Source organism: Deltaproteobacteria bacterium (assembly GCA_011773515.1).
Lineage (GTDB): Bacteria > Desulfobacterota > Deferrimicrobia > J040 > J040 > WVXK01.
The window spans coordinates 24,896-48,574 of the sequence record WVXK01000002.1; the positions used below are offsets into that span (position 1 = coordinate 24,896).

29 protein-coding genes and 1 pseudogene (1 of these 30 running past the window's edge) are annotated in these 23,679 nt (G+C 57.1%); 28 read left to right on the plus strand and 2 right to left on the minus strand.

Annotated features, from left to right (window positions below; translation table 11 throughout):
* The first annotated feature begins 67 nt into the window (after positions 1 to 67).
* Genes GTN70_00320 through GTN70_00335 form a run of 4 tightly spaced genes read left to right on the plus strand, consistent with a single transcriptional unit; the run spans position 68 to position 1,784 of the window.
* Complete coding sequence (locus tag GTN70_00320; protein NIO15448.1) at positions 68 to 256, plus strand: magnesium transporter; 189 nt, start codon at positions 68 to 70, stop codon at positions 254 to 256.
* Positions 253 to 639 carry a hypothetical protein gene (locus tag GTN70_00325; GenBank protein NIO15449.1) on the plus strand — a complete coding sequence of 129 codons (387 nt, stop codon included), beginning with the start codon at positions 253 to 255 and terminating at the stop codon, positions 637 to 639. Before GTN70_00320 ends, GTN70_00325 begins: the two co-directional genes overlap by 4 nt.
* Positions 636 to 1,397 carry a F0F1 ATP synthase subunit A gene (gene atpB, locus GTN70_00330; protein ID NIO15450.1) on the plus strand — a complete coding sequence of 254 codons (762 nt, stop codon included), beginning with the start codon at positions 636 to 638 and terminating at the stop codon, positions 1,395 to 1,397. The genes GTN70_00325 and atpB overlap by 4 nt, the downstream gene beginning before the upstream one ends.
* Positions 1,398 to 1,454: 57 nt before the next feature.
* Positions 1,455 to 1,784 carry an ATP synthase F0 subunit C gene (locus GTN70_00335; protein ID NIO15451.1) on the plus strand — a complete coding sequence of 110 codons (330 nt, stop codon included), beginning with the start codon at positions 1,455 to 1,457 and terminating at the stop codon, positions 1,782 to 1,784.
* A 235-nt stretch (positions 1,785 to 2,019) separates the two neighbouring features.
* On the opposite strand, the gene hemL is transcribed toward GTN70_00335, so the two are convergent.
* Positions 2,020 to 3,309, minus strand: a complete 1,290-nt coding sequence (hemL, locus tag GTN70_00340; protein NIO15452.1) for a glutamate-1-semialdehyde 2,1-aminomutase — start codon at positions 3,307 to 3,309, stop codon at positions 2,020 to 2,022.
* Positions 3,310 to 3,583: 274 nt separating this feature from the next.
* Between hemL and GTN70_00345 the strand changes: the two genes are divergently transcribed.
* From GTN70_00345 to GTN70_00410, 14 genes are all read left to right on the plus strand, one after another.
* A complete protein-coding gene (locus tag GTN70_00345; GenBank protein ID NIO15453.1) occupies positions 3,584 to 3,958 on the plus strand; it encodes a hypothetical protein in 375 nt (124 codons plus the stop codon).
* Between the two features lie 250 nt (positions 3,959 to 4,208).
* Positions 4,209 to 4,604, plus strand: coding sequence for a hypothetical protein (locus GTN70_00350; GenBank protein NIO15454.1), 396 nt, complete (start codon positions 4,209 to 4,211; stop codon positions 4,602 to 4,604).
* Positions 4,579 to 4,968, plus strand: coding sequence for a hypothetical protein (locus GTN70_00355; GenBank protein ID NIO15455.1), 390 nt, complete (start codon positions 4,579 to 4,581; stop codon positions 4,966 to 4,968). The genes GTN70_00350 and GTN70_00355 overlap by 26 nt, the downstream gene beginning before the upstream one ends.
* A gap of 35 nt (positions 4,969 to 5,003) precedes the next feature.
* Positions 5,004 to 5,330 (plus strand): hypothetical protein, encoded by a 327-nt coding sequence (locus GTN70_00360; GenBank protein ID NIO15456.1) that lies wholly within the window; start codon positions 5,004 to 5,006, stop codon positions 5,328 to 5,330.
* Positions 5,331 to 5,335: 5 nt separating this feature from the next.
* The gene (locus tag GTN70_00365; protein NIO15457.1) at positions 5,336 to 6,754 is read left to right on the plus strand and encodes a hypothetical protein; all 1,419 of its coding nucleotides are present in this window, start codon (positions 5,336 to 5,338) and stop codon (positions 6,752 to 6,754) included.
* A 46-nt stretch (positions 6,755 to 6,800) separates the two neighbouring features.
* Positions 6,801 to 7,019 carry a hypothetical protein gene (locus tag GTN70_00370; protein NIO15458.1) on the plus strand — a complete coding sequence of 73 codons (219 nt, stop codon included), beginning with the start codon at positions 6,801 to 6,803 and terminating at the stop codon, positions 7,017 to 7,019.
* Positions 7,020 to 7,276: 257 nt separating this feature from the next.
* On the plus strand, positions 7,277 to 8,701 hold the full coding sequence (locus tag GTN70_00375) for a hypothetical protein (GenBank protein ID NIO15459.1): 1,425 nt from the start codon (positions 7,277 to 7,279) through the stop codon (positions 8,699 to 8,701).
* Complete coding sequence (locus GTN70_00380; protein NIO15460.1) at positions 8,701 to 10,062, plus strand: CoA transferase; 1,362 nt, start codon at positions 8,701 to 8,703, stop codon at positions 10,060 to 10,062. The genes GTN70_00375 and GTN70_00380 overlap by 1 nt, the downstream gene beginning before the upstream one ends.
* A gap of 31 nt (positions 10,063 to 10,093) precedes the next feature.
* A complete protein-coding gene (locus tag GTN70_00385) occupies positions 10,094 to 10,486 on the plus strand; it encodes a hypothetical protein (protein NIO15461.1) in 393 nt (130 codons plus the stop codon).
* A gap of 35 nt (positions 10,487 to 10,521) precedes the next feature.
* The gene (locus GTN70_00390) at positions 10,522 to 10,692 is read left to right on the plus strand and encodes a hypothetical protein (GenBank protein NIO15462.1); all 171 of its coding nucleotides are present in this window, start codon (positions 10,522 to 10,524) and stop codon (positions 10,690 to 10,692) included.
* A gap of 134 nt (positions 10,693 to 10,826) precedes the next feature.
* The gene (locus tag GTN70_00395; protein ID NIO15463.1) at positions 10,827 to 11,204 is read left to right on the plus strand and encodes a hypothetical protein; all 378 of its coding nucleotides are present in this window, start codon (positions 10,827 to 10,829) and stop codon (positions 11,202 to 11,204) included.
* Between the two features lie 35 nt (positions 11,205 to 11,239).
* Positions 11,240 to 12,871, plus strand: coding sequence for an AMP-binding protein (locus tag GTN70_00400; protein NIO15464.1), 1,632 nt, complete (start codon positions 11,240 to 11,242; stop codon positions 12,869 to 12,871).
* A gap of 47 nt (positions 12,872 to 12,918) precedes the next feature.
* Positions 12,919 to 14,007, plus strand: coding sequence for an acetoin utilization protein AcuC (locus GTN70_00405; GenBank protein ID NIO15465.1), 1,089 nt, complete (start codon positions 12,919 to 12,921; stop codon positions 14,005 to 14,007).
* A gap of 15 nt (positions 14,008 to 14,022) precedes the next feature.
* The gene (locus GTN70_00410; GenBank protein ID NIO15466.1) at positions 14,023 to 14,430 is read left to right on the plus strand and encodes a hypothetical protein; all 408 of its coding nucleotides are present in this window, start codon (positions 14,023 to 14,025) and stop codon (positions 14,428 to 14,430) included.
* A 138-nt stretch (positions 14,431 to 14,568) separates the two neighbouring features.
* On the opposite strand, the gene GTN70_00415 is transcribed toward GTN70_00410, so the two are convergent.
* The gene (locus tag GTN70_00415) at positions 14,569 to 15,348 is read right to left on the minus strand and encodes a hypothetical protein (protein ID NIO15467.1); all 780 of its coding nucleotides are present in this window, start codon (positions 15,346 to 15,348) and stop codon (positions 14,569 to 14,571) included.
* Between the two features lie 291 nt (positions 15,349 to 15,639).
* Between GTN70_00415 and ndhC the strand changes: the two genes are divergently transcribed.
* The 10 genes and pseudogenes from ndhC to GTN70_00465 form a co-directional block, all read left to right on the plus strand.
* Positions 15,640 to 16,062, plus strand: coding sequence for an NAD(P)H-quinone oxidoreductase subunit 3 (gene ndhC, locus GTN70_00420; protein NIO15468.1), 423 nt, complete (start codon positions 15,640 to 15,642; stop codon positions 16,060 to 16,062).
* Positions 16,059 to 16,550: an NADH-quinone oxidoreductase subunit B gene (locus GTN70_00425; protein NIO15469.1), complete on the plus strand. Its 492-nt coding sequence runs from the start codon at positions 16,059 to 16,061 to the stop codon at positions 16,548 to 16,550. Before ndhC ends, GTN70_00425 begins: the two co-directional genes overlap by 4 nt.
* Before the next feature lies 1 nt (position 16,551).
* Complete coding sequence (locus tag GTN70_00430) at positions 16,552 to 17,025, plus strand: NADH-quinone oxidoreductase subunit C (GenBank protein ID NIO15470.1); 474 nt, start codon at positions 16,552 to 16,554, stop codon at positions 17,023 to 17,025.
* Positions 17,026 to 17,027: 2 nt separating this feature from the next.
* Entirely contained in the window at positions 17,028 to 18,152 is a 1,125-nt protein-coding gene (locus tag GTN70_00435; GenBank protein ID NIO15471.1) for an NADH-quinone oxidoreductase subunit D, read from the plus strand.
* A gap of 9 nt (positions 18,153 to 18,161) precedes the next feature.
* Positions 18,162 to 19,280, plus strand: a complete 1,119-nt coding sequence (gene nuoH, locus GTN70_00440; GenBank protein NIO15472.1) for an NADH-quinone oxidoreductase subunit NuoH — start codon at positions 18,162 to 18,164, stop codon at positions 19,278 to 19,280.
* 3 nt (positions 19,281 to 19,283) lie between these two features.
* Positions 19,284 to 19,895 carry a 4Fe-4S dicluster domain-containing protein gene (locus tag GTN70_00445; protein ID NIO15473.1) on the plus strand — a complete coding sequence of 204 codons (612 nt, stop codon included), beginning with the start codon at positions 19,284 to 19,286 and terminating at the stop codon, positions 19,893 to 19,895.
* Complete coding sequence (locus tag GTN70_00450; protein ID NIO15474.1) at positions 19,896 to 20,393, plus strand: NADH-quinone oxidoreductase subunit J; 498 nt, start codon at positions 19,896 to 19,898, stop codon at positions 20,391 to 20,393. It begins immediately after the preceding gene.
* A 13-nt stretch (positions 20,394 to 20,406) separates the two neighbouring features.
* Positions 20,407 to 20,706, plus strand: coding sequence for an NADH-quinone oxidoreductase subunit NuoK (nuoK, locus tag GTN70_00455; GenBank protein ID NIO15475.1), 300 nt, complete (start codon positions 20,407 to 20,409; stop codon positions 20,704 to 20,706).
* Positions 20,707 to 20,720: 14 nt separating this feature from the next.
* Positions 20,721 to 22,859 carry an NADH-quinone oxidoreductase subunit L gene (gene nuoL / locus GTN70_00460; protein ID NIO15476.1) on the plus strand — a complete coding sequence of 713 codons (2,139 nt, stop codon included), beginning with the start codon at positions 20,721 to 20,723 and terminating at the stop codon, positions 22,857 to 22,859.
* Between the two features lie 29 nt (positions 22,860 to 22,888).
* A pseudogene (locus tag GTN70_00465) lies at positions 22,889 to 23,679 on the plus strand (NADH-quinone oxidoreductase subunit M); it runs 674 nt beyond the window's last position.

Here is a 23,679-nt window from a genome sequence, read left to right on the forward strand (position 1 = left end):
GGGGGGCAAAAAGAAAAAATCAGTTCTCTTCCGGGAAATCGGCAAGTATGCCGCCCTCGGCCTCGAAATGGCCCTGTCGGTGATCATCGGGCTCGCAATCGGCGCTTTTCTGGATAAGAGGTTGAAGACAGGTCCGTGGCTGACCCTGCTCTTTCTTGTCCTGGGCTTCGCGGCTGGCCTGCGCAGCCTCATCCGGGCGGCGCTCAAGTCGCAGAAGGAGATGAACAACGAGGAAGAATCGGACGGGAAGCCTTGAACGAGGGAAAGGTACCCAGAAGGATTGAACTCCAGATCCTCCTCTCTGCGGCGGCAATAGCGGGCCTTTTTGTGATCTTTAACATGGCGGGGAAGGTGCCCGGGGTGATCGCAGGAGGCCTCGTTGCGTATCTGAACTTTTTTTTCATCAGGGTCATCATCCTGAGGACTTTTGCGCGGAAGGACAAAATCAGATTTGCAATCGCTCTGTTATATGGTGTAAAATTCCTGGCGGTCATCCTCGTCGTATACCTGATCGTCAGGAGCAAACGGTTCGACATGGTGGGTTTCCTCGCCGGGTTTTCGAGCCTTCTGCTGGGGATTCTCCTGGAGGGGATTCGCAGGGCCATATGGGAAGACAGGCCGCCGGAGGAAAGCGGATGAAGGTGAAAAGATCGGTGCCACTCGTTCTGGGTATGCTGGCTTTGCCGGGCGTGGCGCATGCCGCCGGAGAGCATGGATTTTCCTGGTTCAACCTCCTGAAGATACCGGGGGTCCCCCCGTACATCCTTGCTGCTGCGTGCGTCGCGATTTTCATCCTCCTCCTCTCCTTTCTCGCCGTGGGGTCGAAAAAGCCCGAGGACCTGCTGATTCCCGATGCAAAGTTCAACCTCAGGAACCTGCTCGAGCTCATCGTCATGTTCGTCTACAGCATCGGCAAGGACATCATCGGGGAGGAGATGAAAAATTACATGCCCCTCATTGCGACGGTGTTCATCTATATTCTGTTCATGAACCTGCTCGGGCTCGTCCCCGGCTTTTTGCCGCCCACGGACAAGATGACCGTGACCGTGGGGTGTGCCCTCGTCATATTTTTTGCCACCCACTATTACGGGGTGAAAGCAAACGGGATGAAATATTTCAAGCACTTTATCGGTCCCGTGTGGCCGCTGGCCCCCCTGATGATCCCCATTGAGATCATCAGCCATCTCGCGCGGCCCATGTCTCTCTCCCTCCGGCTTTTCGGCAACATAACGGGTGACCACCTCGTGGTTGGCATATTTCTCGGCCTCGTGCCGATTCTTGTGCCGTCGATCTTTTACGGCCTGGGGGCGTTCGTATCTTTCATGCAGGCGTTCATCTTCACCGTGCTCTCCATGATTTACATCGCCGGCGCCATCGAACACGGGGAAGACCATTGATTTAGAGGGTCGGCCGGCCCTTTGAATAAAATACATTTCCCATAAGGAGGGAAGTAGATGTCCAGAAAAGTTTCACTCACAACACTCCTCGCACTGCTGATCGTGGCAGTTGCATCGATTGCGTTTGGTGCGGAAGAGGCTGCAGCCGGAGCGGGGTCGGGCGTCAAGGCGTTCATCGCTATCGCGGCGGGATTCGGCATTGCGATCGCTTCTTTTGGCGGTGCGCTCGGCCAGTCCAAAGCCATCGCTTCGGGGCTTGAAGGAATAGCGAGAAATCCCTCTGCACAGAACAAGATCTTCATTCCCATGATCGTTGGCCTGGCTTTGATCGAGTCGCTCGTAATCTATGCGCTCGTTATCTCTTTCATCCTCGTTGGGAAGCTGTAAGCAGGAAGGAAGAGGGAAGAAATGGTGGGCTGCCTGCCGGCAGCCCCTTCTGTTTGAACCCGGTGTGCTTCAATGGGGCATGTCATTTGGTATTGTGGATTTCGGAATGCGGATTGCTGAATAGGGCCCGGTTACCCGTTCGGAAACGCGCTTCCCTCTTCCGGTCCTTCCCGGTTTAGTTCCGCAATCCGCAGTCCCCATTCCACGAGGCCGGAATACCCGGCCGGATTTTTTCCTACAAGATCTTCTTCAGCACGTTCTCTGCAGCCCTGATGGTTTGATCGATATCCCTGCGGGTGTGGGCTGCCGAAACAAAGGCCGCTTCGAACTGGGAGGGAGCGAGGTACACCCCCGCGTTGAGCATGGCGTGAAAATAGCGGCCATACGTTTTCGTGTCCGTGCTTCTTGCTGTGTCATAGTCGTACACGGCGGGCAGGCCGGTGAAGAAGGCCGTGAACATGGAGCCCACCCTGTTGATGGGGATGTTTGCCTTCAATCTGGAAGCTATGCCCGACAGGCCGTCTGCGAGAACGGAGGCCTTCTCCTCCAGTTCCCGGTAAATGCTTCTCTTTTCAAGCGCCCTCAGCGTGGCCAGGCCCGCGGAGACGGCGAGTGGATTTCCTGACAGGGTCCCGGCCTGGTAGACGGGGCCGGTTGGGGAGATATGATCCATGATATCGCCTTTCCCCCCGAAGGCGCCAACGGGAAGGCCCCCCCCTATTATCTTGCCCAGCACGGTAAGGTCCGGCTCAATCCCGAAAAGCTGCTGTGCGCCGCCCGGGGCCACCCTGAACCCCGACATGACCTCGTCGAAGATGAGCACGATCCCCTCCTTTGCCGTGGCTTCCCTGAGGCCCTCGAGGAATCCGGGTTTCGGAACGATCACCCCCATGTTTCCCGGCACGGGCTCGATGACGACGCAGGCGACCTTGCCCCGGTTCGCTTTTATGAGCCTGCTCACCGAATCCAGGTCGTTGAAGCGTGCCGTGAGGGTCTCTCTGGCAAGCCCCTTCGGAACGCCCGGGCTGTCGGGAACGCCGAGGGTCGTGGCGCCGGACCCTGCTTTGACGAGCAGGCTGTCACCGTGGCCGTGGTAACACCCGGCGAACTTGATGATGCGGTCCCGTCCCGTGTAGCCCCGCGCAAGCCGGATTGCGCTCATGGCGGCTTCGGTGCCCGAGCTGACCAGCCGTACCCGCTGCATTGAGGGGAAGAATTTTTTTATCAGCTTCGCCAGCTCGATCTCGAGCTTCGTCGGGGCGCCGAAGCTCGTCCCCCTCTTCGCCGCCTCGCCGACCTGTTTGATCACGGCGGCCGGGGCGTGTCCGAGTATCATGGGGCCCCAGGAGCCGACGTAGTCGATGTATTCGTTCCCGTCCTCGTCCCACACCCGGGATCCCTTTGCCCTGGCGATGAACAGGGGGGTCCCGCCGACGGACTTGAAAGCCCGGACGGGCGAGTTCACCCCTCCCGGAATATGATTTTTGGCCTGACGGAAGAGCTTTCTCGAAACAGCGGTCTTCATGGCATCCCTCCACGCATCCTTGATGTGTGAACCCATGAACGATAACCGGGCGGGCTTCCGGAACTCCGGCCGGGTAGCGTTTTTGCACGCCCGCTGAAGCTCGTTTCTGATGGGCTCCCGATAAGTAAACTACGGAAAATCGATCGTGTCAACCATCGGGGAGCGAGGAGGCGCTTCTTCGATGAGGGTGTGGCCGAGATGGAGAATATGGCTATAATATAAGGAAAGGGGGCGCAGAAGGCAGGCGGCACGAGAGCCTGATGGGAGGTTTCACATGGGCAAGCGGGACAAGGAGCTGATCGAGTCCAACTACGGGGCTCTGTGGTCGGGTTCGCAGGAGATAACCGTCATGGGAAAAGCCCTCGGGATCAGAGACGTGCTCCGGGCTATCGACCTGGATGCAGGGGATATCGTCCCGATAGACGTGGTGAAACTGGGGGAAGACCGCTTTGCCCTGCGCTACTTTGACGGGGACGACCGGTGCGTGGTTGCCCTCGAGATGGATCGCCGGTACAGGATCACCAGCGAGCACAGGGCCCACGTAGCGGAATGGCTCGAGGACACCTACCACGGTATAGGGAGAGAAGCCATTTCTCCTTACGAACTGGTAAGTTACCTGATGGACCTCTACGGTGTGGAGGACCGGTAGGGCCGGACCCGCTTTCCTTGAGAATGGCGGCCACCCTCTTCTCCCCGTCGATTCTTTCCCCCGGGATGCCTTGACCTTGGGAGAGAAAAGGGGTATAAGATATATTCCCCGGCACTGCATGCGGGACCGCAGGTGTTATTCGTCTGTCCTGCCAGTTAATTTGGGGGCAAAAATCCCGAAATATCTGCCCCGTTTAGGGTAGAATTGTTGAATATAACGAGGCTGTTTCGCCGGACAAGGGAGGAAAGACATGGGGGTGAAGGACAAGCAGCTGATCGAGCAGAAATACGGAAAGCTCTGGACGGGCAAGGATATAATAACCATCGGCGACAAGCTTGTCACGAAGGAGGACGCGCTCAGGGCGTTTGACATCTGGATGGATGCCGTACCCATCGATCTCGTGGAGCTGGGGGAGAACAGGTATGCCTTTCGCTACTATGACGGCGATGACCGGTGCGTGGGGGTGCTCGAGTTCGACGAGACGTTTCGTCTGCTCAAGGAGCACCGGGCACACATCGCCGATTTTCTCGAGGATGAGTCCGAATATTACGAGCTGGGCATAAAGGCGTTTATGCCCGAGGAGGTTGCCCGCTTCCTCAGGGAACGGTACGAGAAGGAGGGTGGGGAGAAAGAGGGCGATGAGTGAGGCGCGGTGCCTGAAAGCAAGTGAGAGGAGCTCGAGAATCCAGTATATGGTGGAGGGGGTTTTCGGGGACGAAGAGGGCATGAAGGTTCCGTTCTACGTGATGGTCCTTCCCCACCACGCTTCGTATCAGACCGTCGCGAACAGGGGAGGAGAGAAGCTAACCGAACAATTTATAAGGGTTTTTGGAACCCCGACCGATGGGCCAACGGTGGTCAAGGGCGGGTCGTGCGGGGGAGAAGTGGGAGGGCTCGCAGGGGAGCTGGACGTCCATGGCGCCATGATGTCCCTCCTCTGGGACGGTGATCGCTTTGACAGGGGGCAGTTTATCGAAACCCTCAAAAAATTTTTAAAGGGCTGCCTCTGAAATAATATCGTGAAATGGGATGTTTACATTGGAAAGTGACACGCTGCGAAAGTCGTGGAAGAGGCACTGTTCTCATCTATGAAGGGGAAAGCGTTGAGCAGTGCGGGAAGGAGAGGGTCTCCTTTCACTTCGTTATAAGAAGTGATATTTTCGTCGCCGACATCCTGGCCGAAACCACGGGCGGCTTTCGGTTCATCGAATTTTTAAAGGGGAAGTTCGGTGATCCGGAAGAGGATCCGCTTTATATCTTTCACGGCGAGTTCGGTGACGGCATTCCGGCCCTCCCGATATCGGCCTGGTGGAGAGTGGACCGGTACCGGGCGATTTCCGTCATGGATGAGATTTTAAAAGGAGAGGGGTAACGTCAATGGGAAAGAAAAAGGGGAAAAAAGAGGGGAAGAAAGGGCAAAAAGAGATAGAGTTAGAAGGTTTCGGTATGGAAGAGGAAGTTCCCGCCACCTACCGCTCTCTCGTAACCGGGAGATTGCTCGCCAGGGAAGGCGTCATCATGACGAAACTGTCGGAAATGCAGGAGAGAGAGCTTCGGTTCACGGTGAGGATCTTTGCTGACTGCATGGAAGAGGAGGATATGGAGAGGTTTCTCGACGGGTATTCGGAATATATGATCGAGGAAGATCTCATGAAATTCGTTGGAGATTTCGTCCCGAAGTATACCGCGTACGCAATTGCAGAGCTCGAACAGAGAAAGGAGAAGTCGGAAGGGTTCGAACCGGAGCAGATCACCGGGGAGGAACTTCAGGAGATGGCGATAAAGGAAAAATGGCCGAAGCTCGGGAAAAAACCGGAAGCTTTTTCGAGCCTTCGCCTGCGGAGGGAGATTGCCAAACTCGCCCTCTGCCTGAGGCCCTACATGCTCTCCGATCCCGGATGGAACGAATCTCTCCTGGAGTTTTCTCTCTACTACGATATCCAGGAAAAGCTGAAAGAGCTCCCGGTAGAGGAGATTCACGATGTCGTGAGGAAGATGGCATCCATGGTATTACAAGCAGATAAAGTAAAGGGTATAAAGGAAAAAGAAGAGGAATTGAGCAAGGTTAGGGCATACGTCCTTTCCCTCGCAGGTATGGAAGGGGACGTTAAAGAGCTCATCGGACCTCTCATGGAGCGGTACCCGAGGGAGGCTCCAGAGGGGTGGGAGCTTGCTGAATTCAGACATAATCTCAGGCAGATGAGCAAAAAAGATCTCCAGATGTCAGCGTTTGTTTACATAGAACTGCTGACCCTCTCGGAGATGGAGGAGCTTACCAGGCCGTTCATGGATAAATACAGCTCTTTCCATGAGATGGACAAGGAGACCCTGATCGATCTCATATGCGCTCTCGTATATGGCATCGGCGACAGACAGATTCTCGATTTTTTCGAGCGGTACACGAAGGGGAAGATGATGGTCGTGAAAGCCTATTCTCCAGAAACCTGGAAGCTGATCCCCAGAGAGAAGAAACTTCAGCATTTACGGGAAGATAACGACGAGATGGACATCGCGCTGATGGCCAGACACCTTGCGAGATTGTACATGACGGAGATGTACAGCAAGCTGTACGACTACGATTTCCAGGTAGACCTTATCAAAAACCCCGGATACATGAAGACACAGGGAGCACTGGTAAGCGGGATGGGAGAGGCCGGTGAGGGAAAGCTCCTTCGAGCGCTGAACGACGAGGTTACCGTTTCCATGATCGATGTGGTAAGCAGCAGGGAAGATATCCGGGAGAAGTATGCAGCCCTCAGAAAGCGTATAGCTTCCGCTCTGGGGTTCGAAATTTAATAGAACGCCTTTTGAATATAACTACTTAGCGAAGGAGGAGACGCATATGAAATGGGAATACAAGGACAGAATGGTGATGTTTCAGGAAACTCCCGAAGGGCTCACGAGCGATATTTCCTGGCTGAACGAAGAGGGAGATGATGGATGGGAAGTCGTCGGGACGGTTCCCCTTATTGCGCCGAACAGAGACGGCATCGCATACGGGACCGTGGGGACGCACATTTTGATGAAACGCCCCAAGAAAGCGAAGGCAGGGAAAAAATAAACTAACGTTAATTTTTTTCTTGACAATCTTCGGATGGTGGTAATAGAATAAAACACGTTTCTAGAATATCCCATCCAAAATAGTCGTGAGGGGGGGGGTTAAGGGTTTTATTTTTTGACAAGTGTCTGTTTTTATAGGCAGAAGTAGGCTGTTGAAAAATTCTTTGGGAAAGGGGGGATGCAAGGGGACAACCTCTATTTAAGTATCATTTACCCGTAAGGCTGTAGCAAGCAAGTCATTAAACAAGGAGGGGTAGAATGGCTTATCGTGAAAAAGGAAAAACTCTACCGACTATCAAGGTACTGAAATGGCCAGCGACGCCGACACCGACCGTTGACGAAGTCTACGCCGGAGTGAGCGACGAGGCGAAAGCCTACAACCTCTGGCTGGAAGCGGCGGTGCGGCAGGAGTTCAACCATGGCAAACCGGAGGCGCTGCAGGGAATCAGGGTCTTGGACTGCTCCCAGAGGATGATCATCGGCCACTGGGCTTCGTCCCATTTTTCCGAGATGGGTGCCGAGGTCATCATGGTGGAGCCGCCGACGGGAGACCCACTGCGGCAGCTCACGCCATTCGGCAGGGAAAACTACATGTTCGAGGACACGAAGGGCGAGAAGTGCGGCGCACGGTTCCTCTGCGAGGCGAGGAGCAAGCTCGCCGTCACCCTCGACCTGGAGAAGGAAGAGGGCCGTGAGATACTGAAGAAGTTCATTCCCCACACCGACGTCCTCATCGAGAACTACCCGCCGGGCCAGTTCGACGCCTGGGGCATCGGCTACCGCCAGCTCTCGGAGATCAACCCCCGCCTGGTGTACCTCTGGGTGGGACAGAGAGGGCAGTGGGGCCCGCTGAAGGATAAGCCCTGGATGCACGATCCCGTCGCCCAGAACGCCATGGGCTTCACCCACGGAACGGGCGCCCCGAAGGAGATGGGAGGCCAGCCGGTCCGCTCGGGATGGTGGATGGCCGAGCAGGTGGGCGGAACCTTCGCGTGTCTCGGCGTCATGGCGGCGCTTATCGCGAGAGATTCCTTTTACGGAAAAGGACAGTTCGTGGAAGGAACGGGTGCGGAAGGCGTCATGCGGATCATCGACTACAACTGGGGATGGTACGGCATGGACGGATCGGTCAGGCCCCGTTATGGAAACTGGGACCTCGCCATAAACATCTACGCCGTCAATCCCTGTTCCGACGGCCAGATCATGGTGGGCGGCGGCCACGACCGGCTCTGGTTCCGGATCTGGAGGACGGTGGGTAAGGAAAAACCCGAGATCGAAGACCATATCGTTGAGGATCCAAAGCTCAAGGTGGTCACCGACAGGCTCCCCCACTACATGCAGGTCAAGACCTACACCTGTCTCGTGGAGTGGATGAAGGACCACACCCGGTACGAGTGCGAGGTGGCCCTCCAGGAGGAGGAGGTCGCATCGGGCGGCGTTTCCTTCTTCGACGAGGTCTGCGAGTTTCCGCACTATAAGTACCGCGGGCACGTGGAGGAGATTCACGACAGCAACTACGGTACGGTCCTCATCGGATCATCGGTTTTCATCGGCCAGAAGACTCCCGGCCGGGTCAAGACGATCGGCAGACCCATCGGCCACGATAACGATGACGTGTATCGGAGGCTGCTCGGGTTCAACAGGGAAGACATGAAGAACTTAAAGAAATCGGGGGTGATCTGATGACATTATCAAAAGAACTCAAAGAAATGACCTTCGAAGACTTCTGCAGGAGCGTCTTCGATCCCAAGAAGAGGCACAGCAAGCCCCAGGTGCTCAAGGGGAAAGTGTCCATCTCGACTACCCAGTACATTCTCGGCCCGTCAAACGCGGCGTACCTGGCGGAGCTCGGCTCTCAGACCATCAAGGTCGAGCTGCCCAAGCGGGGCGAGCCCATGAGGCACACCACCCCCTTCAACGAGCCCTTCCTCTATCCCCTCTCCCGGTGGATGCCGGACAAGGGGACGGGGCTTGGCTTCTTCGGTGCCAACCACAACGAGTACTTCCTGGCTCTCGACTTCCATAAGCCCGAGGCCGTGGAGATCATGAGGATGTTGCAGGCCAAGGCCGACACCCAGAGCGAGAACTACCGTGCGGGTACCTTCGACCGGTGGGGCGTCGGCTACCGGCAGGCTGCGGAAGTGAATCCCCGCATCATCTACCAGTGGATGGGAGGCTTCGGCGGATGGGGCCCCGGAAGGAACAGGGCTTCCTACGACATCCTCGGACAGGCCCAGGGCGGCTGCTTCTCCGTCACCGGCCTGCAGGGCGAGAAGGGTGGCATGCCCTCGAAGCAGACCATCTGGATCATGGACTACTGGGGCGGTGCGATGGCTGCCTTCCAGATTCTCGCGAACATGTGGTGGAGGGACAACATCTCGGGCCAGGGCAACTTCATGGAATACTCACAGGTCCACGGAGCCCAGAGGCACCTCTCCGACTGCATCGCCCTCTACGGCAGGTACGGCCTCGTGTCACAGAGGTGGGGCCAGTGGGATATCCTCCTCTGCGTCCACGGCAACATCAAGTGCGGGAAGTCCTCTTACCCCAAGTCGGACAACCCCCAGGAGCTCGAGGAGGGCTACATTCTCGTTTCCGCACACGAAGATGACGACTACGCTACCCTCTGCAACATGATCGGAAAGCCTGATCTGGCGAAGAAGTTCCCCACCCACAAGGACCGTCTGCAGCCGGAGAACCAGTTCACGATCTACGCGGCGATCGAGGAGTGGGCTGCCGACAAGACGAAGGAAGAGGTCGCGGCAATTTGCGACAAGAACAACATCATCAACCAGCCCGTGTGGAACTCCAAGGAAGTCTCCGAGCACGAGCACTACAAGATGAGGGGAACCTGCGAGTTTATCGACGATCCCCACTTCGGGGACCTGCAGATCCAGTCGGCCGGGTACCTCATGTCCGATACGCCTCCGCGGACCAACTGGGCGTTCAAGCCCGTGGGAGCCGATAACGAAGCGATATTGGCGAAGTTCTGCGGCTTTGGCGGCAGCGACATCGAAAAGCTGTACGAGGAAGAGGTTATATAATCACTACTGAAACAACAATAGGGGGTACAATATGAGCTTTTTCAAAACGACGTCACTGATCGTGGAGCACGACTGCGGGGTGAGAAATTACCTCGACCCCTTCACCTTCTGGAACTTCAAAGGGAAGATCAAGTGCGCAGGGTGTGACGCTGTCTTCTCCTATGCGCTGAGAAAAGGGGTACGGCAGAGCGGCCCGGATCCGGCCGACCCGCCCCACGACATGCTGCCCGGATATGCCGAGGACCAGGAGTGGGGGGCGATCACCGATCCGACGAAGGTGAACAAACCACCCCAGGCGAGGGCGGACTTCCAGGGGAAGCCGATCCCCATCACCAAGAGCGTGCGGGGGAAGAAGGTGTCAGGATCGCCCCTAACCGAGGCTGATCTCGTGGGGTCGGTTCCGAAATTCCTCATCGAGGATTGATGAGCAGCTACTGAAAAAAACAAGGAGGTCTTATCGTGGCTAAAAAAGTTCCTGATTGTCAAAATTGCCAGAACTTCAGCCCGGCCCTGGACCCCTTCATCGCCGAGGCCTACATCGGCCAGTGCATGAAGATCGAGTATCCATTAGCGATCAATATTCCCAAGGATGGAATAGAAGGAGAGTGTGGTTACTTCGAGAAGGCATAGTGCCGGTCTGAAAGATGTTCAACGGTAAATAAGGTAAATCCACGGCCGGGTTCACCGGCCGTGGATTTTGCTGTTTTTGGCCCAAAATCAATAAAACGCTTTTTCAAAATCAAAGTGAAGGAGGTTATCGAGCCATGAAAGTTGAGTTCTACTACAGCAGTGCTGTGGACCCTGCGAAGCAGTATTTCTGCGACATCCCCAAGACCCTCGAGCTTTTGGAGCAGCTGAAGGGAAAGGAAGGGTTCATCGTGACCGTAACGGATATGAAAACCTTCGAAGGGAACATCTTCAGGACCTACAATGCCTCCTGCACCGGTCCTCCCGCTCCCAAAAGGGGCGTGTTCGGCACCAAAGGCGCCCTCGAAGAGGACTTCGGCACAACCGTTCCCGCCCTGCTCGTTTTTGAAAAGGATGATTCGAGATATCCCGACGAGGTCTTTCCCCGGATGGACAGGGAGCTGGGCAGGCTCATGCCCTGTGAGGAAGCGGCGCAGAACCTTGTCGACAGGTAGGGATTTGAAACACCATTTCACGGGAGGAGGTTCCAATGGGAAAGATACCGGAAAGCTATCTGCCGCCGAAGGAAAGCTGGCCCGAGAGGCCCTATGACCTGGCAGAGTACAGGGATGTCCCCCAGAACTTCAACGCCTGCGAAGAGCTGATCGACGCGAACGTCAAGGCGGGGAGGGGGGACAAAGTAGCAATTAAATTCATGGACCAGGAGATAACCTACGCGCAGTTTTTGTCCAACATCTGCAGGGTTGCCAATGGGCTCAAGAAACTCGGGATAGAGGAAAACGACAGGGTCTTTTTGCGTATGCCCAACATCCCGCCCCTTCTCTACTGCAACTTCGCGGCCCTGAGGATCGGTGCGGTTGCCCTGCCCACGTCGATACTGTTCGCCAGGACAGAGATCGCCCATGTGGCCAATCTCTCCGAGTCGAAGATCATCATCGTCTCCGCCATGTTTCTGGAAGAGGTGGAAAAGGCGAAGGAGGATCTCCAGACGGTGGAGCAGATCGTCGTCGTCGGCGGTGAGGAGGACGAGATCCGGGGGAAAGGGTTCATTCCTTTTTCGGACCTGATGAAGAATCCCGACACCTGCGAGGCGGTTCCCAAAGAGCGCATGGACGTGGGCCTTCTGCTCTTCACGTCGGGGACGACGGGCCTTCCCAAGGGGACCGTTCATTTCAACGAGGAATTTCTCATCATCCCCGACGGGTTCGGAAAGTACTGCTGGGAAGTGAATGAGAACGATGTCATCGGGGGTCCCGCACCCCTCGCCATGGCTGCGGGCTACTCCACCATCGGAACGATCCCCTTCCGCTTCGGGGCAGCCGTGTCGCTCATCCCGCGGTTCACTCCCGAGGATCTCTTCAAGAACATCGAGAACCACAAGATCACCATCCTCTCGGCCCTTCCCACCGCCTACCGGAAGATGCTGGTTGATATCAATCCCGCCGACTGGGATTACAGCTCTCTTCGCATCTGCACCGGCGGCGGCGAGGCGCTGACGGCGAAAACCTACGAGGACTGGAAGGAAAAGTTCGGCCTCGAAATCTTCGAGGGTCTCGGGACGACGGAGATGATGTTCGTCTTCGTCTCGAGCGCCGTGACGAAGAAGGTAAAGCCCGGATGGATAGGGACGGCGGTGCCGGGGTATGTTGTCAAAGTCGTCAACGACGAGGGCCAAGATTGCAAGCCCGGCGAGATCGGAAAGATGGTCGTCGTAGGCCCAACGGGTACCATCTACTGGAGAGACCCGGAGAGACAGGGCACCTCCGTGAAGGATGGCTGGTGCCAGGCGGGCGACGTGGTGACCATGGATGAAGATGGGTACATACAGTTCCTCTCCCGGGAGGATGACCTGATTAAATCTTCCGGGTACAGGATCGGGCCCGAGGAGATCGAGGAGGCGCTCGTGACCCATCCCTCCGTTGCGGATGCGGGCGTTATCGGTATCCCCGACGAAGTCATGGGTCAGAAAACGAAGGCCTTCGTGGCGCTCAACGAGGGAGTCGAGCCATCTGAAGAGCTGAAGAAGGAGCTCGTCGAGCACTGCAAGGGAAAGATCGCCGTTTACAAGCTGCCCAGAGAGATCCAGTTTATCGACGCCATGCCGAGGACGATGGTGGGCAAGCTCCTCCGGCGGAAGCTCAGGGATCTGGAAACGTCCTAGTAGCGTAAAAGATCAGGCAGGGGGGAGACGCTCCCCCCTTTTTTCTGATGTCCGAAAAGTGCGCTTTCATATACCATCCCGTGTATGAGGACAGGGGCCTCTCTCCTTTTCCCTCTGTCTGGCAGCGATATGCCCTCACGAAAGATCTGCTCGAAAAACTCGGTATCATTCCGGTGTCGGTGGCCGTTGTCGAGCCGCCGGTGGCGGATGAAGAGCAGCTCCTGCTCGCGCACGCGAAGGAGTATATTGAATTTGTCAAGAAAAAGAGCGTAGAGGGAACGGGATTTCTCGATTACGGCGACACACCTGCATACCCCGGGGTTTTCAATCGCGCTTCTGCCAGCGCCGGCGGTTCCGCCGAAGGGGCGCGGCTCATCGCCCGGGGGGAATACGACCATGTCTTCAATCCCGGAGGAGGGCTTCATCATGCCCGGTACAGCAGCGCGGGGGGTTTTTGCGTGTTCAACGATCTGGCCCTTGCCGTCAGGGTTCTCACCTCGGAGTTCGATATCGAGCGGGTTGCCGTTGTCGACATCGACGGGCACCACGCCGACGGGACCCAGGAGTATTTTTACCGGGAGCAGATCCTCACCGTCTCCCTGCACCGTTTCGACCCTCTTTTTTACCCGGGAAGCGGCTCCACCTTGGAACTCGGGGAGGGGCAAGGGTATGGATACAGCGTAAACGTGCCCCTTCCGGCGAGAACGCCGGGCGACCTCTTCCTGGAGGCCTTCGAGTCGATTGTCCCCCCCCTTCTCCGATGGTACGCGCCCGAAGTGGTCATTCTCCAGTGCGGGGTAGACGGCCACTACCAGGACCCCCTCGTCCGCCTGTATCTGACAACGCACACCTTTGAGGCGGTTGCCGGGTCCATGCACGACCTGGCCCACGAACTCTGCGGGGGGAAGCTCCTCCTCCTGGGAGGTGGGGGGTACAGCCCGGAGAACGTTGCGAGGTGCTGGGCGGTCATGTTTGCGGCCATAACCGGTGCCGTGGCGGAGGACAAAAAGGAGCTCCTCGCATCTATCCGCGACGTGGCAATAAAAAATCCTCAAGCCGATATCAGCGAGGCGGTCAGGGAGAGCGTGGAGAGCCTCAAGGGCAGACTCGAGCATATCCACGGCCCGATTTTTTAAAGAGAGGAGGACCGGGTGTCCAGTGCAAGGATAGAAAGGCGTGTGCGGTTCGGGGATACGGACCCCTTCGGAGTTCTCTACTTTGCCGCCCTCCTCGACTACTACAAGGACAGCGTGGACGAGTGGTTCCGGAATGTGGGAGAGGCGCCGGAAAAGATCTACCGGAACAGGGAGGAGCGCTTCGGGTTTCCCGTTGTGCACGTCGAGGCAGATTACATGAAGCCCGTCCGGTACGACGAACTCGTCGTCCTGGAGTGCGCCGTCGACTCCGTGGGAGACAAGAGCGTTACCTTTGCCGTCGTTGCGCGGGCGGGGAATGAAATCGCATCGAAGGGAAGGCTGACCTTCGCCTCCATATCGGATGACTGGAAGCCGATACCGTTGCCGGAGCGGATTGCCAACCTCGTAAAAAAGAAGAAATAAATTCAAATTCATAGTTCCGAGTCCAGAGTCCCGCGTCCCGAGAAAGAACCAGAACATCAGAAACTCAGAAGTTAAGAAGTTAAGCAATTCTCAACTTCTCTTATTTTCGGGACTCGAGACCCGGGACACGGGACTGCCTTATCGGCCTGCTCTCTCGAGGGCCTCTCTCACCTTCTTGACCATCCCCACGATCTCCTCGAGCTTTCTGTACCTGCCCTCTATCTTGAAGACATCGACGCCCGCATCTACCCAATCGCCTATATTGCCGGTGATGTCGTGGTCGGGATGTGACCCGAGAATGCCCCTGCAAACGGTGTGGCAGAGGCCGGTCTTTTTCGATGACCGAAGCGGGGCGGCGGCGGATGCATCACCCGCCAGGAGGTACCCCGCGAGCATGCACTTGCCCTGCGTGACCGGTTCGGCCCTGCAGATGGCGAAGACCTCCACCGCTATTTTCGAGACCCTTTTTATTTCTGCGATGTCGCCGGGAGAGGCAATGAGAGGCATGACCATCGAACGGGCGCCCAGCCGCTCCAGAAAGAGTGCGTCGTAGGGGTTTATCGCACAGAGGCCGACACTGACGGAGGGAGATGCCTCGGGAAAGCTCCGCGTGATGAGCTGCAGGAGGCCGTGCTCGTTCACGACAAAATTCCTGTATCCAGCCCGCAAAAGGGCCTCCAGGGACGAGGTGATCCCCTCCCAGTCTCTGGCGGGGGCGACGACGTTTATGGCCACGTGGATCTTTTCCGCGATACCGGGATTATCCCGTTCGAAATCAATAAGGTCGCGCTCATCGGGAGAGGTGCGAACCCCCTCGCGGGAAAATTTCCGGAGGCCGGTCAGGAGGCGGTCGGCACCTGCCTCGAAGAGGTCATGGCTCATCCCTATGGCTGGAAGGGGGGCGAGAATATCGGCCATCACTTTTCGGGTCTGCCCTGCTGTTTCATGCTACAATTATTATAGATAATTACTGGCGACAGAGTCAAAAACGACAAACCACTCCACGATATGGTAAGGTATGTTTTAAAAATGCCCAAACTGGCGTATAATGAATTTTTGCTTGACATCCCCCCGCGGGGTGATGTTGTATACTGTTGATTGTATACATTAAGGGTCAATTCCTAGACCATACAACGGAAAAGCTGGTTTGGCGTTTATTAAGTGGAGATTTTTTTGCGCCTGCGCAACCGTAAGTGGGAGAGATGAGTGATGCTTCTGCATTACGCCACGGTGCTCGTGTTTATCATTCTGGCAGCATTTACCGTTACGGTAATGCTCCTTCTTTCCCGGCTGATCCATCCGAGAAAAGAGAACCCCGTGAAGAGGCAGACCTACGAATGCGGGGAGGTCCCTTTCGGGCAGTCCTGGATCCAGTTCAACATCCGCTTCTACGTGGTAGCCCTCATTTTCATCATATTCGACGTAGAGGTCGCCCTCCTCTATCCCTGGGCCGTGGTCTTCAAGAAGCTGGGGATGGTGGCCTTCGTGGAGGCCTTCATATTCATCGTGATACTTCTGGTCGGTCTCGCCTATCTCTGGAGGGAGGGTGATCTTGACTGGGTCAGATTGCTCCCGGCCGATGAGGGATCCGGCCCGTCAAAAGAGAAGGAGGAAGAGAAGGTAGCGGCATGAGAGGGAATCCGAACCAGGCCCCTGAAGCGGGGGTGTTGCTCTCGACGGTGGACAGGTTCATAAACTGGTCGCGAAGGTCGTCGCTCTGGTACCTGCTCTTTGCCACAGCCTGCTGCGGCATAGAGCTCATGCAGACAGGTGCCTCGCGGTATGACCTCGATCGGTTTGGGGCCGTCTTCAGGGCGACACCGCGCCAGTCGGACCTCATGATCGTGGCCGGGACCATAACCCACAAGATGGCGGAGCGGGTGAAGCGGCTCTACGATCAGATGCCCGAGCCCAAGTACGTGATCGCCATGGGGTCCTGCGCCAACACGGGAGGGCCTTTCTACAAGGATTCCTACTGTGTCGTGAAAGGGGTCGACCTCGTGATTCCCGTAGACGTCTACGTTCCGGGATGCCCTCCGAGGCCCGAGGCCCTGCTCGACGGAATCATCAAGCTTCAGAAGATGATCGACGTGAAGAAAAACTTCGGGGAGAAAGCCTGAGTTGGAGGAAAAAGCGATCTACAGCCTTTTGGAGGAGCGGTTCGGGGAGGGCATCGTCGGCGATTTCCAGGAAGAGGGGTCCGGCCCCGCAGCCGTTTACGTCAAGTCCGATGAAATACAGGAAGTGTTGCGATTTCTGAAAGAAGACGGCCGGACAGCGTTCGACTCCCTCATGTGCCTTTCCGGAGTCGACTTTGAGGAGGAGATCCAGGTTGTGTACCACCTGCACTCCATGACCCATCGCCACACAATAGCGCTCAAGGCGAAACTGAACAGGGAGAGGCCGCTGATTCCAACCGTGGAAGGCATCTACCCCGTTGCAAACTACCACGAGAGGGAGGCCTACGATCTCCTGGGGATAATCTTCTCCGGTCACTCTGACCTCCGCAGGATCCTCCTTCCCGAGGACTGGCCGGGACACCCTCTCAGAAAAGACTATATCTACCCTGATCAGTATCACGGCATCAAGGTGTGATCATGGAGCGGCAGCTACCAAAGAGCGACGAAATACTCATAAACATGGGGCCCCAGCATCCTTCAACCCACGGGGTGCTGCGGGTCATATTGAAGACGGACGGCGAAGTCGTAACCGACGCATCTCCCGACATCGGCTACCTTCATCGGGCTCTCGAGAAGATAGCCGAGAGGGTTACCTACGCCCAGTACATGCCGTTCACCGACAGGCTCGATTACCTGGCTGCAGCCAACTGCAACTGCGCCTGGGCCTGGACGGTGGAAAAGGTCGCCGGGATCGAGGTGCCCGAACGGGCAGAGTTCATCCGGGTAATCGTGTCGGAGCTGAACAGGATAGCGAGCCACCTGATCGCCTTCGGCGCCTTTACCGCCGACATGGGCGCCTTCACGCCCTTCCTGTACGGCATACGGGAGAGGGAGCGGATAAACGACCTTTTCGAAATGATCTGCGGAAACCGCCTTACCTACAACTATGCCCGGATCGGTGGCGTGTCCCACGACCTTCCCGACGGTTTCCTGGACAAAGTGACCGAATTTCTCGACTATTTCGAGCCGAAGATCGACGAGTACAACGAGCTGATCTCCTACAACAAGATCTTCGTCCACCGGCTTGCGAACGTGGGCATCGTATCGAAGGAAGACGCGGTAGCCTACGGCCTGGTGGGCCCGAACCTGCGGGGGTCGGGCGTCGAGTGGGATATCCGGAAAGACGAGCCCTACTCGGTGTACGACCGGTTCGATTTCGACGTCATCGTCGGCACGGGGGAGAAGGGGACCCTGGGCGATGCCTTCGACCGCTACATGGTGCGAATCAGGGAGATGAAGGAAAGCGTGAAGATACTCCGCCAGGCCCTTGAGCAGCTACCCGACGGCCCGGTTCAGGCAAAGGTCCCGCGGGTCTTTAAACCCGAGGCGGGCGAGATCTACTTCAGGTCCGAGAACCCGAGAGGGGAGCTCGGTTTTTACCTCATCAGCAATGGAACGACGAGCCCCTACAGGGTGAAGATCAGGACCGGTTCGTTTACCGCCATGACCATATTCAACAAGGTAACGCGGGGGCTCATGATAGCAGATATCGTGGCCGTTATCGGGAGCCTGGATATCATTCTGCCGGAAATCGACCGGTAAGGGAGAAAGATGGAAGGCGCAATCAATTCTCTGACCCAGGCCATACCATTCCTGGGTGCCGTTCCCCTCTGGGTGATGCAGGCGGTCTTCATGATCGTCGTGGCAGGAGTTATACTCGGTTTTGCCCTCCTGTACGAGGGGGTTGCCTCCTATATAGAAAGGAAGGTGGCTGCCGATATTCAGGTCAGGATAGGGCCGAACAGAGTCGGCCCCAACGGATGGTTCCAGTTTATCGCCGACGGCGTTAAGCTTCTGCTCAAAGAGGATCTCATCCCGGCGAAAGCGGATAAGTTTCTCTTCGTTCTCGCTCCCTTCTGCTGCTTCGTCGGCTCCTTCGCCGCCTTCGTCGTCGTCCCCTTCGGGATCGGCCTCATCGCGGCGGACCTGAACATCGGCGTCTATTATGTCATAGCCGTCACGTCGCTGGTCGTTATCGGTATCCTCATGGCCGGGTGGGCATCGAACAACAAGTGGGCCCTTCTCGGCGGAATGAGGGCAGCAGCGCAGATCGTGAGCTACGAAGTCCCGGTGGGCCTGGCGCTCATGCCGCCCATCCTCCTGACGGGCAGCCTGTCTCTGCAGACGATCATAACGAATCAGGGGGGGTTCCTCGGCATCTTCGGCTGGAACATCTTCCACAACCCCTTCATGATATTTTCATTCGTGTGCTACTTCATCGCAGCCCTCGCAGAGTCGAACAGGACACCATTCGATTTGCCCGAAGCGGAATCTGAGCTCGTGGCGGGTTACTTCGTCGAGTACTCGGGCATCCGTTTTGCTTTTTTCTTTCTGGCAGAGTATGGGGACATGTTCGTCGTCAGCGCCCTCGCTGCGGCACTCTACCTGGGGGGTTGGCAGGTTCCCTTCGTAAACGTGGCCGGGCTCCCACCGCTTCTCGGGAAGCTGCTCTCACTGGGCGTTTTCCTCGGGAAAGTGTTCTCGCTGATCCTTCTCATGATGTGGGTGCGCTGGACGCTTCCCCGGTTGCGCGTCGACCAGTTGATGAGAATGTGCTGGAAATACCTGGTTCCCCTGACCTTCGTGAACCTGCTCGGCGTGGCGCTGTGGGCGCTCATGTTTGACGGAAAGGGAATACCCGCATTAATAGCCTCGATGATTGGGGGTTGACGTTTGATGGGCTTCAGGAAGTACGTGAAAAATATCTGGGAGGCCGTGTACACCATAGCCCTGGGAATGAAGATTACGGCCCGTTACGGGGTGGACCCGAGAGAGGAGATAACGGAGCAGTACCCCGAGGATGTCTGGGAGCCCTTCGAACGGTTCAGAGGATTTCTGCACAACGACGTGCCGCGGTGCATATCCTGCTCCATGTGCGCCAGGGTCTGCCCCGTTGACTGTATCGAGCTCGAATCGTTCATGGGCCCCGATAAAAAAAGGGTCCTCACCCGGTTCGACATCGACATAGGCCGCTGCATGTACTGCGGTCTCTGCGTCGAGGTCTGCCCGACGAAGTGCCTGACGCACACGGCAGGCTACGAGGGAAGGTCCTCCGTTTCCCGGGGGGAGCTCATACTCAATTTCGTCACCGAGCCTCCCGAGATGCCTCCCCCGAAGGAGGAAGAGAAGAAGGAAGAGGAAGTGAAGGTTGCCGGGGAGGGACCGGCAGATGAGGATAAGGCGAAGGAGGCGGACACGCAAGGGGAGATGGTAGGCGCTTCCGCGGGAAGCGCGCCGATCAGTCCCAAGAGCGACCCGCCTGACAAGGATGGAGAGGGCGAGTAGATGAAGGGTCCGGCGGATATCATATTTTACGCAATCGCTTTCGTTACGGTCGTTTCGGCCGTTCTGGTTGCCCTCCTGCCGAACATCATCCACGCTGCGATTGCCCTTCTCTTTACCTTTGCGGGGGTGGCGGGCCTCTACGTCTTCATGAGCGCGGATTTCCTGGCGGCCACGCAGCTGCTCATATACGTGGGGGGGATTTTGGTGCTCATCCTGTTCGCCGTGTTTCTCTCGAGCAGGATTTCGAGCGTGAAGATGAGTAACCCCGCGCGGTTCATGATCCCGGCGGGGGTTGCTTTCCTGGGGATCCTGGGCGGGCTGATCTACGCCCTCCACAACACGCAGTGGGCGGGCAGCGGCGAGGTCGTCTACGATCCGACCACGGCAAAGCTCGGGGAGCTGCTCATGACGAAATACCTTTTGCCCTTCGAAGTGGCATCGGTGCTGCTTCTGGCGGCCCTGGTGGGAGCTGCGCTGCTCTCGAGGCCGGGGGATTGAGAGGGGTGGTTTGATGGTCGAAAAAGTTCTCATTGTTTCAGCCGTCCTCTTCTGCAGCGGGCTCTTTACCATCATTACGAGGAAAAACGCCGTGGCGATACTGATGGGCGTCGAGCTCATCCTGAATTCGGCGAACATCAACTTCATCGCATTTTCCAAATCAGCTTCAAATATACTGGGGGGCCAGATATTTGCGATCTTCGTGATCGTCCTGGCCGCCGCCGAGGCGGCCGTGGCTCTCGCCATTTTCATCAGGTTCTATTCCATTGCCGGGACGGCGGATGTGGATTTCGCCGATAGACTGAAAGGCTAAAGAGGGGTGACGAAGTGTTCGAATATGCGTTCCTGATCCCGCTGCTTCCACTGATCGCCGCCTTCGTCCAGATTTTCGTGGGAAAGAGGCTCCCCCGGAAGGGCGACTGGGTTTCCATCTCTGCGATTCTTGCTTCATCGGTGGTATCCTTCGGGATCTTCGCGCAGGCGCTCAGGATTTTCGACCCGGAGCTCCTCTACCGGGCGAGCTATCCCTGGCTCGATATCGGCGGGCGCTTCACCATCGAAATGGGCATCCTCATTGACAATATGACGGCGGTGATGCTCGTGGTGGTCTCCGTCGTATCGGCGCTGGTGCACATCTACTCGGTGGGGTACATGCACGGGGACCCCCGGTACAGCAGGTTTTACGCGTACCTTTCCATATTCTCCTTCTCCATGTACGGCCTGGTCCTTTCGGACAACCTCTTTGCCATATACATATTCTGGGAGCTCGTCGGCGTCTCTTCCTACCTCCTCATCGGGTTCTGGTTCGAGAAGAAGTCGGCCGCCGATGCCTGCAAAAAGGCGTTTTTGACCACCCGGGTCGGCGACGTGGGGATGTTCATCGGGATCTTGATCTTCTTCCTCACCACGGGGGTGTTCAATTACTTCGACGTCTTCAAGGCCGTTGCCGACGGGCAGATTTCCGGAACGCTCCTCACCGTGGCGGGTATCGGGATATTTTTCGGGGCAATAGGGAAATCGGCCCAGTTCCCCCTCCACGTGTGGCTTCCCGATGCCATGGAGGGCCCGACGCCCGTTTCGGCATTGATCCACGCGGCCACCATGGTCGCGGCCGGGGTCTACCTCGTTGCCCGTGTCTACCCGATATTCACCCCCGATGCCTTTCTCTTCATAGCCTACATCGGGTGCATCACCCTCTTTATCGCCGCCACGATAGCCATCGTTCAAAACGACATAAAACGCGTGCTCGCATACTCCACGATCAGCCAGCTCGGGTACATGATGCTCGGGCTCGGCGTGGGCGGCTTCACGGCGGGTATGGCACACCTGACCACCCACGCTGCGTTCAAGGCATGCCTCTTTCTCGGGTCGGGAAGCGTCATCCACGCTGTCCACACCCAGGACATACAGGAGATGGGCGGGCTCTGGAAGAAGATGCCCGTGACCTTTGCCACCTTCCTCATCGCCACGCTCGCCATATCGGGCGTGCCGCTCTTTTCTGGCTTTTACAGCAAGGACATGATTCTTGCCAAGGCGCTCGAGTTCGGCATGGTAAATTCCCGGCACATGGTCCTCTTTGTTTTCGCCGCCCTCACCGCCGGGATGACGGCCTTTTACATGTTCAGGATTGTGATCCTCACCTTCTTCGGCAAGACGCGGGACGAGGAAAAGTACCACCACGCCCATGAATCCCCGTTGAACATGACGGTGCCCCTGGTCATTCTCGCCGTGCTCTCCTTCAAGGTCTTCTTCACCTACAACGGCTGGTTCGACAAGCTCATGCACGGCCCCGTGTTTCCCAGGGAGCTCAAGGCACAGATGCTCACCCTGTCGGAGGTCCCCGCCCCCGCGCCGCATGGCGAGGCGGTGGTGATAGGAGAGGGGGAACACGCTGCCGTTGCGCCGGCCGCCGAGGAAGTGCACACGGCGCCAGCCCCGGGGCACGGTGAGGCGGAAGTGGCTGCCGGCCACGAAGCGGGCGCCGGCCACGATCGGGAGCACATAGCCCACACCGCACATTCCCTTGCGGGAAAGATCTCCCTGATCGTCGTGGCCATCGGCATCTCCCTGGCACTTGTCTTCTACCTGTTCGGCATGGTCAACGTTCAGAAGGTGGCTGCGGCGGTGAAGCCCGTGTATCTGTTTCTCTTCAATAAATGGTATTTCGATGAGCTCTACCACCACCTCCTGGTGAGGGTCATACTCGCGGTCAGCAGGTTCCTCGGCTGGTTCGACCTCTACATCGTCGACGGGCTGGTAAACCTGGCCGGCCAGCTCGGTGTCTGGGTATCGGCCCTGGCGGGGAAGTTCGACGACTTCGTCGTCGATGGGACGGTAAACGGCCTGGCGAACTCGACGATCGGCAGTGGCGGTTTCCTGCGGCGGTTCCAGACGGGAAAACTGCACCATTACATATTTGCCCTTGCAGGAGGGCTGCTGGTAATAATCATCGTCAAAGTATTTTAAAGGGGGTCCCGTAGCACATGGAAAACCACATCCTATCTCTGATGATTTTTCTGCCCCTCCTGGGCGCGTTCTTCATTCTCTTCGTCCCCAGGGGGAAGGACAACGTGGTAAAGATCATCGCTGCCCTGTTCTCCTTCATTCCGGTCCTTCTGTCGGTGAAGCTCTTTTTCGCGTTCAACAGGACACTGCCCGGCGTCACGGACTACGGGACGTTCCAGTTCATAGAGCACTACCCCTGGATCAGGGCGTTCAATATCGAGTACTTTATCGGCGTGGACGGGATCAGCGTCCCCATGGTTCTGCTCACGGCCCTGCTCTCCTTCCTCGCCGTGGTAGGGTCGTGGAACATCGAGAAGCAGATCAAGGGATACATGGCCCTCTTTCTTCTGCTCGAGACGGGGATGATGGGTGTTTTCTGCGCCCTTGACTTTTTCCTCTTCTACGTTTTCTGGGAAGTCATGCTCCTGCCCATGTACTTTCTGATCGGCATCTGGGGGGGGCCGCGACGGGAGTACGCGGCGATCAAGTTTTTCCTCTACACCCTCCTGGGGTCGGTTCTCATGCTCCTGGTCATGCTCGCCCTCTACTTCAACACGATGAACCCGGAGACGGGCGCCCACACCTTCAACATGCTCCACTACATGAACCAGGCTACCCACAACGCCTGGCTGAAAGGCTTCGACATACGGATCATGCTCTATATCGCGCTCTTTATCGGCTTCGCCATCAAAGTCCCCATCTTTCCGTTCCACACGTGGCTTCCCGACGCACACGTTGAGGCCCCCACGGCCATTTCTGTCATCCTGGCGGGCGTGCTCCT

Excerpts from the sequence above, each read along its gene's own strand:
- GTN70_00320 (NIO15448.1), top strand. The coding sequence starts at position 68 with ATGGCCCTGTCGGTGATCATCGGGCTCGCAATCGGCGCTTTTCTGGAT.
- atpB (NIO15450.1), top strand. The coding sequence starts at position 636 with ATGAAGGTGAAAAGATCGGTGCCACTCGTTCTGGGTATGCTGGCTTTG.
- GTN70_00335 (NIO15451.1), top strand. The coding sequence starts at position 1,455 with ATGTCCAGAAAAGTTTCACTCACAACACTCCTCGCACTGCTGATCGTG.
- hemL (NIO15452.1), bottom strand. The coding sequence starts at position 3,309 with ATGAAGACCGCTGTTTCGAGAAAGCTCTTCCGTCAGGCCAAAAATCAT.
- GTN70_00345 (NIO15453.1), top strand. The coding sequence starts at position 3,584 with ATGGGCAAGCGGGACAAGGAGCTGATCGAGTCCAACTACGGGGCTCTG.
- GTN70_00350 (NIO15454.1), top strand. The coding sequence starts at position 4,209 with ATGGGGGTGAAGGACAAGCAGCTGATCGAGCAGAAATACGGAAAGCTC.
- GTN70_00365 (NIO15457.1), top strand. The coding sequence starts at position 5,336 with ATGGGAAAGAAAAAGGGGAAAAAAGAGGGGAAGAAAGGGCAAAAAGAG.
- GTN70_00370 (NIO15458.1), top strand. The coding sequence starts at position 6,801 with ATGAAATGGGAATACAAGGACAGAATGGTGATGTTTCAGGAAACTCCC.
- GTN70_00375 (NIO15459.1), top strand. The coding sequence starts at position 7,277 with ATGGCTTATCGTGAAAAAGGAAAAACTCTACCGACTATCAAGGTACTG.
- GTN70_00380 (NIO15460.1), top strand. The coding sequence starts at position 8,701 with ATGACATTATCAAAAGAACTCAAAGAAATGACCTTCGAAGACTTCTGC.
- GTN70_00385 (NIO15461.1), top strand. The coding sequence starts at position 10,094 with ATGAGCTTTTTCAAAACGACGTCACTGATCGTGGAGCACGACTGCGGG.
- GTN70_00395 (NIO15463.1), top strand. The coding sequence starts at position 10,827 with ATGAAAGTTGAGTTCTACTACAGCAGTGCTGTGGACCCTGCGAAGCAG.
- GTN70_00400 (NIO15464.1), top strand. The coding sequence starts at position 11,240 with ATGGGAAAGATACCGGAAAGCTATCTGCCGCCGAAGGAAAGCTGGCCC.
- GTN70_00405 (NIO15465.1), top strand. The coding sequence starts at position 12,919 with ATGTCCGAAAAGTGCGCTTTCATATACCATCCCGTGTATGAGGACAGG.
- GTN70_00415 (NIO15467.1), bottom strand. The coding sequence starts at position 15,348 with ATGGCCGATATTCTCGCCCCCCTTCCAGCCATAGGGATGAGCCATGAC.
- ndhC (NIO15468.1), top strand. The coding sequence starts at position 15,640 with ATGCTTCTGCATTACGCCACGGTGCTCGTGTTTATCATTCTGGCAGCA.
- GTN70_00425 (NIO15469.1), top strand. The coding sequence starts at position 16,059 with ATGAGAGGGAATCCGAACCAGGCCCCTGAAGCGGGGGTGTTGCTCTCG.
- GTN70_00435 (NIO15471.1), top strand. The coding sequence starts at position 17,028 with ATGGAGCGGCAGCTACCAAAGAGCGACGAAATACTCATAAACATGGGG.
- nuoH (NIO15472.1), top strand. The coding sequence starts at position 18,162 with ATGGAAGGCGCAATCAATTCTCTGACCCAGGCCATACCATTCCTGGGT.
- GTN70_00450 (NIO15474.1), top strand. The coding sequence starts at position 19,896 with ATGAAGGGTCCGGCGGATATCATATTTTACGCAATCGCTTTCGTTACG.
- nuoK (NIO15475.1), top strand. The coding sequence starts at position 20,407 with ATGGTCGAAAAAGTTCTCATTGTTTCAGCCGTCCTCTTCTGCAGCGGG.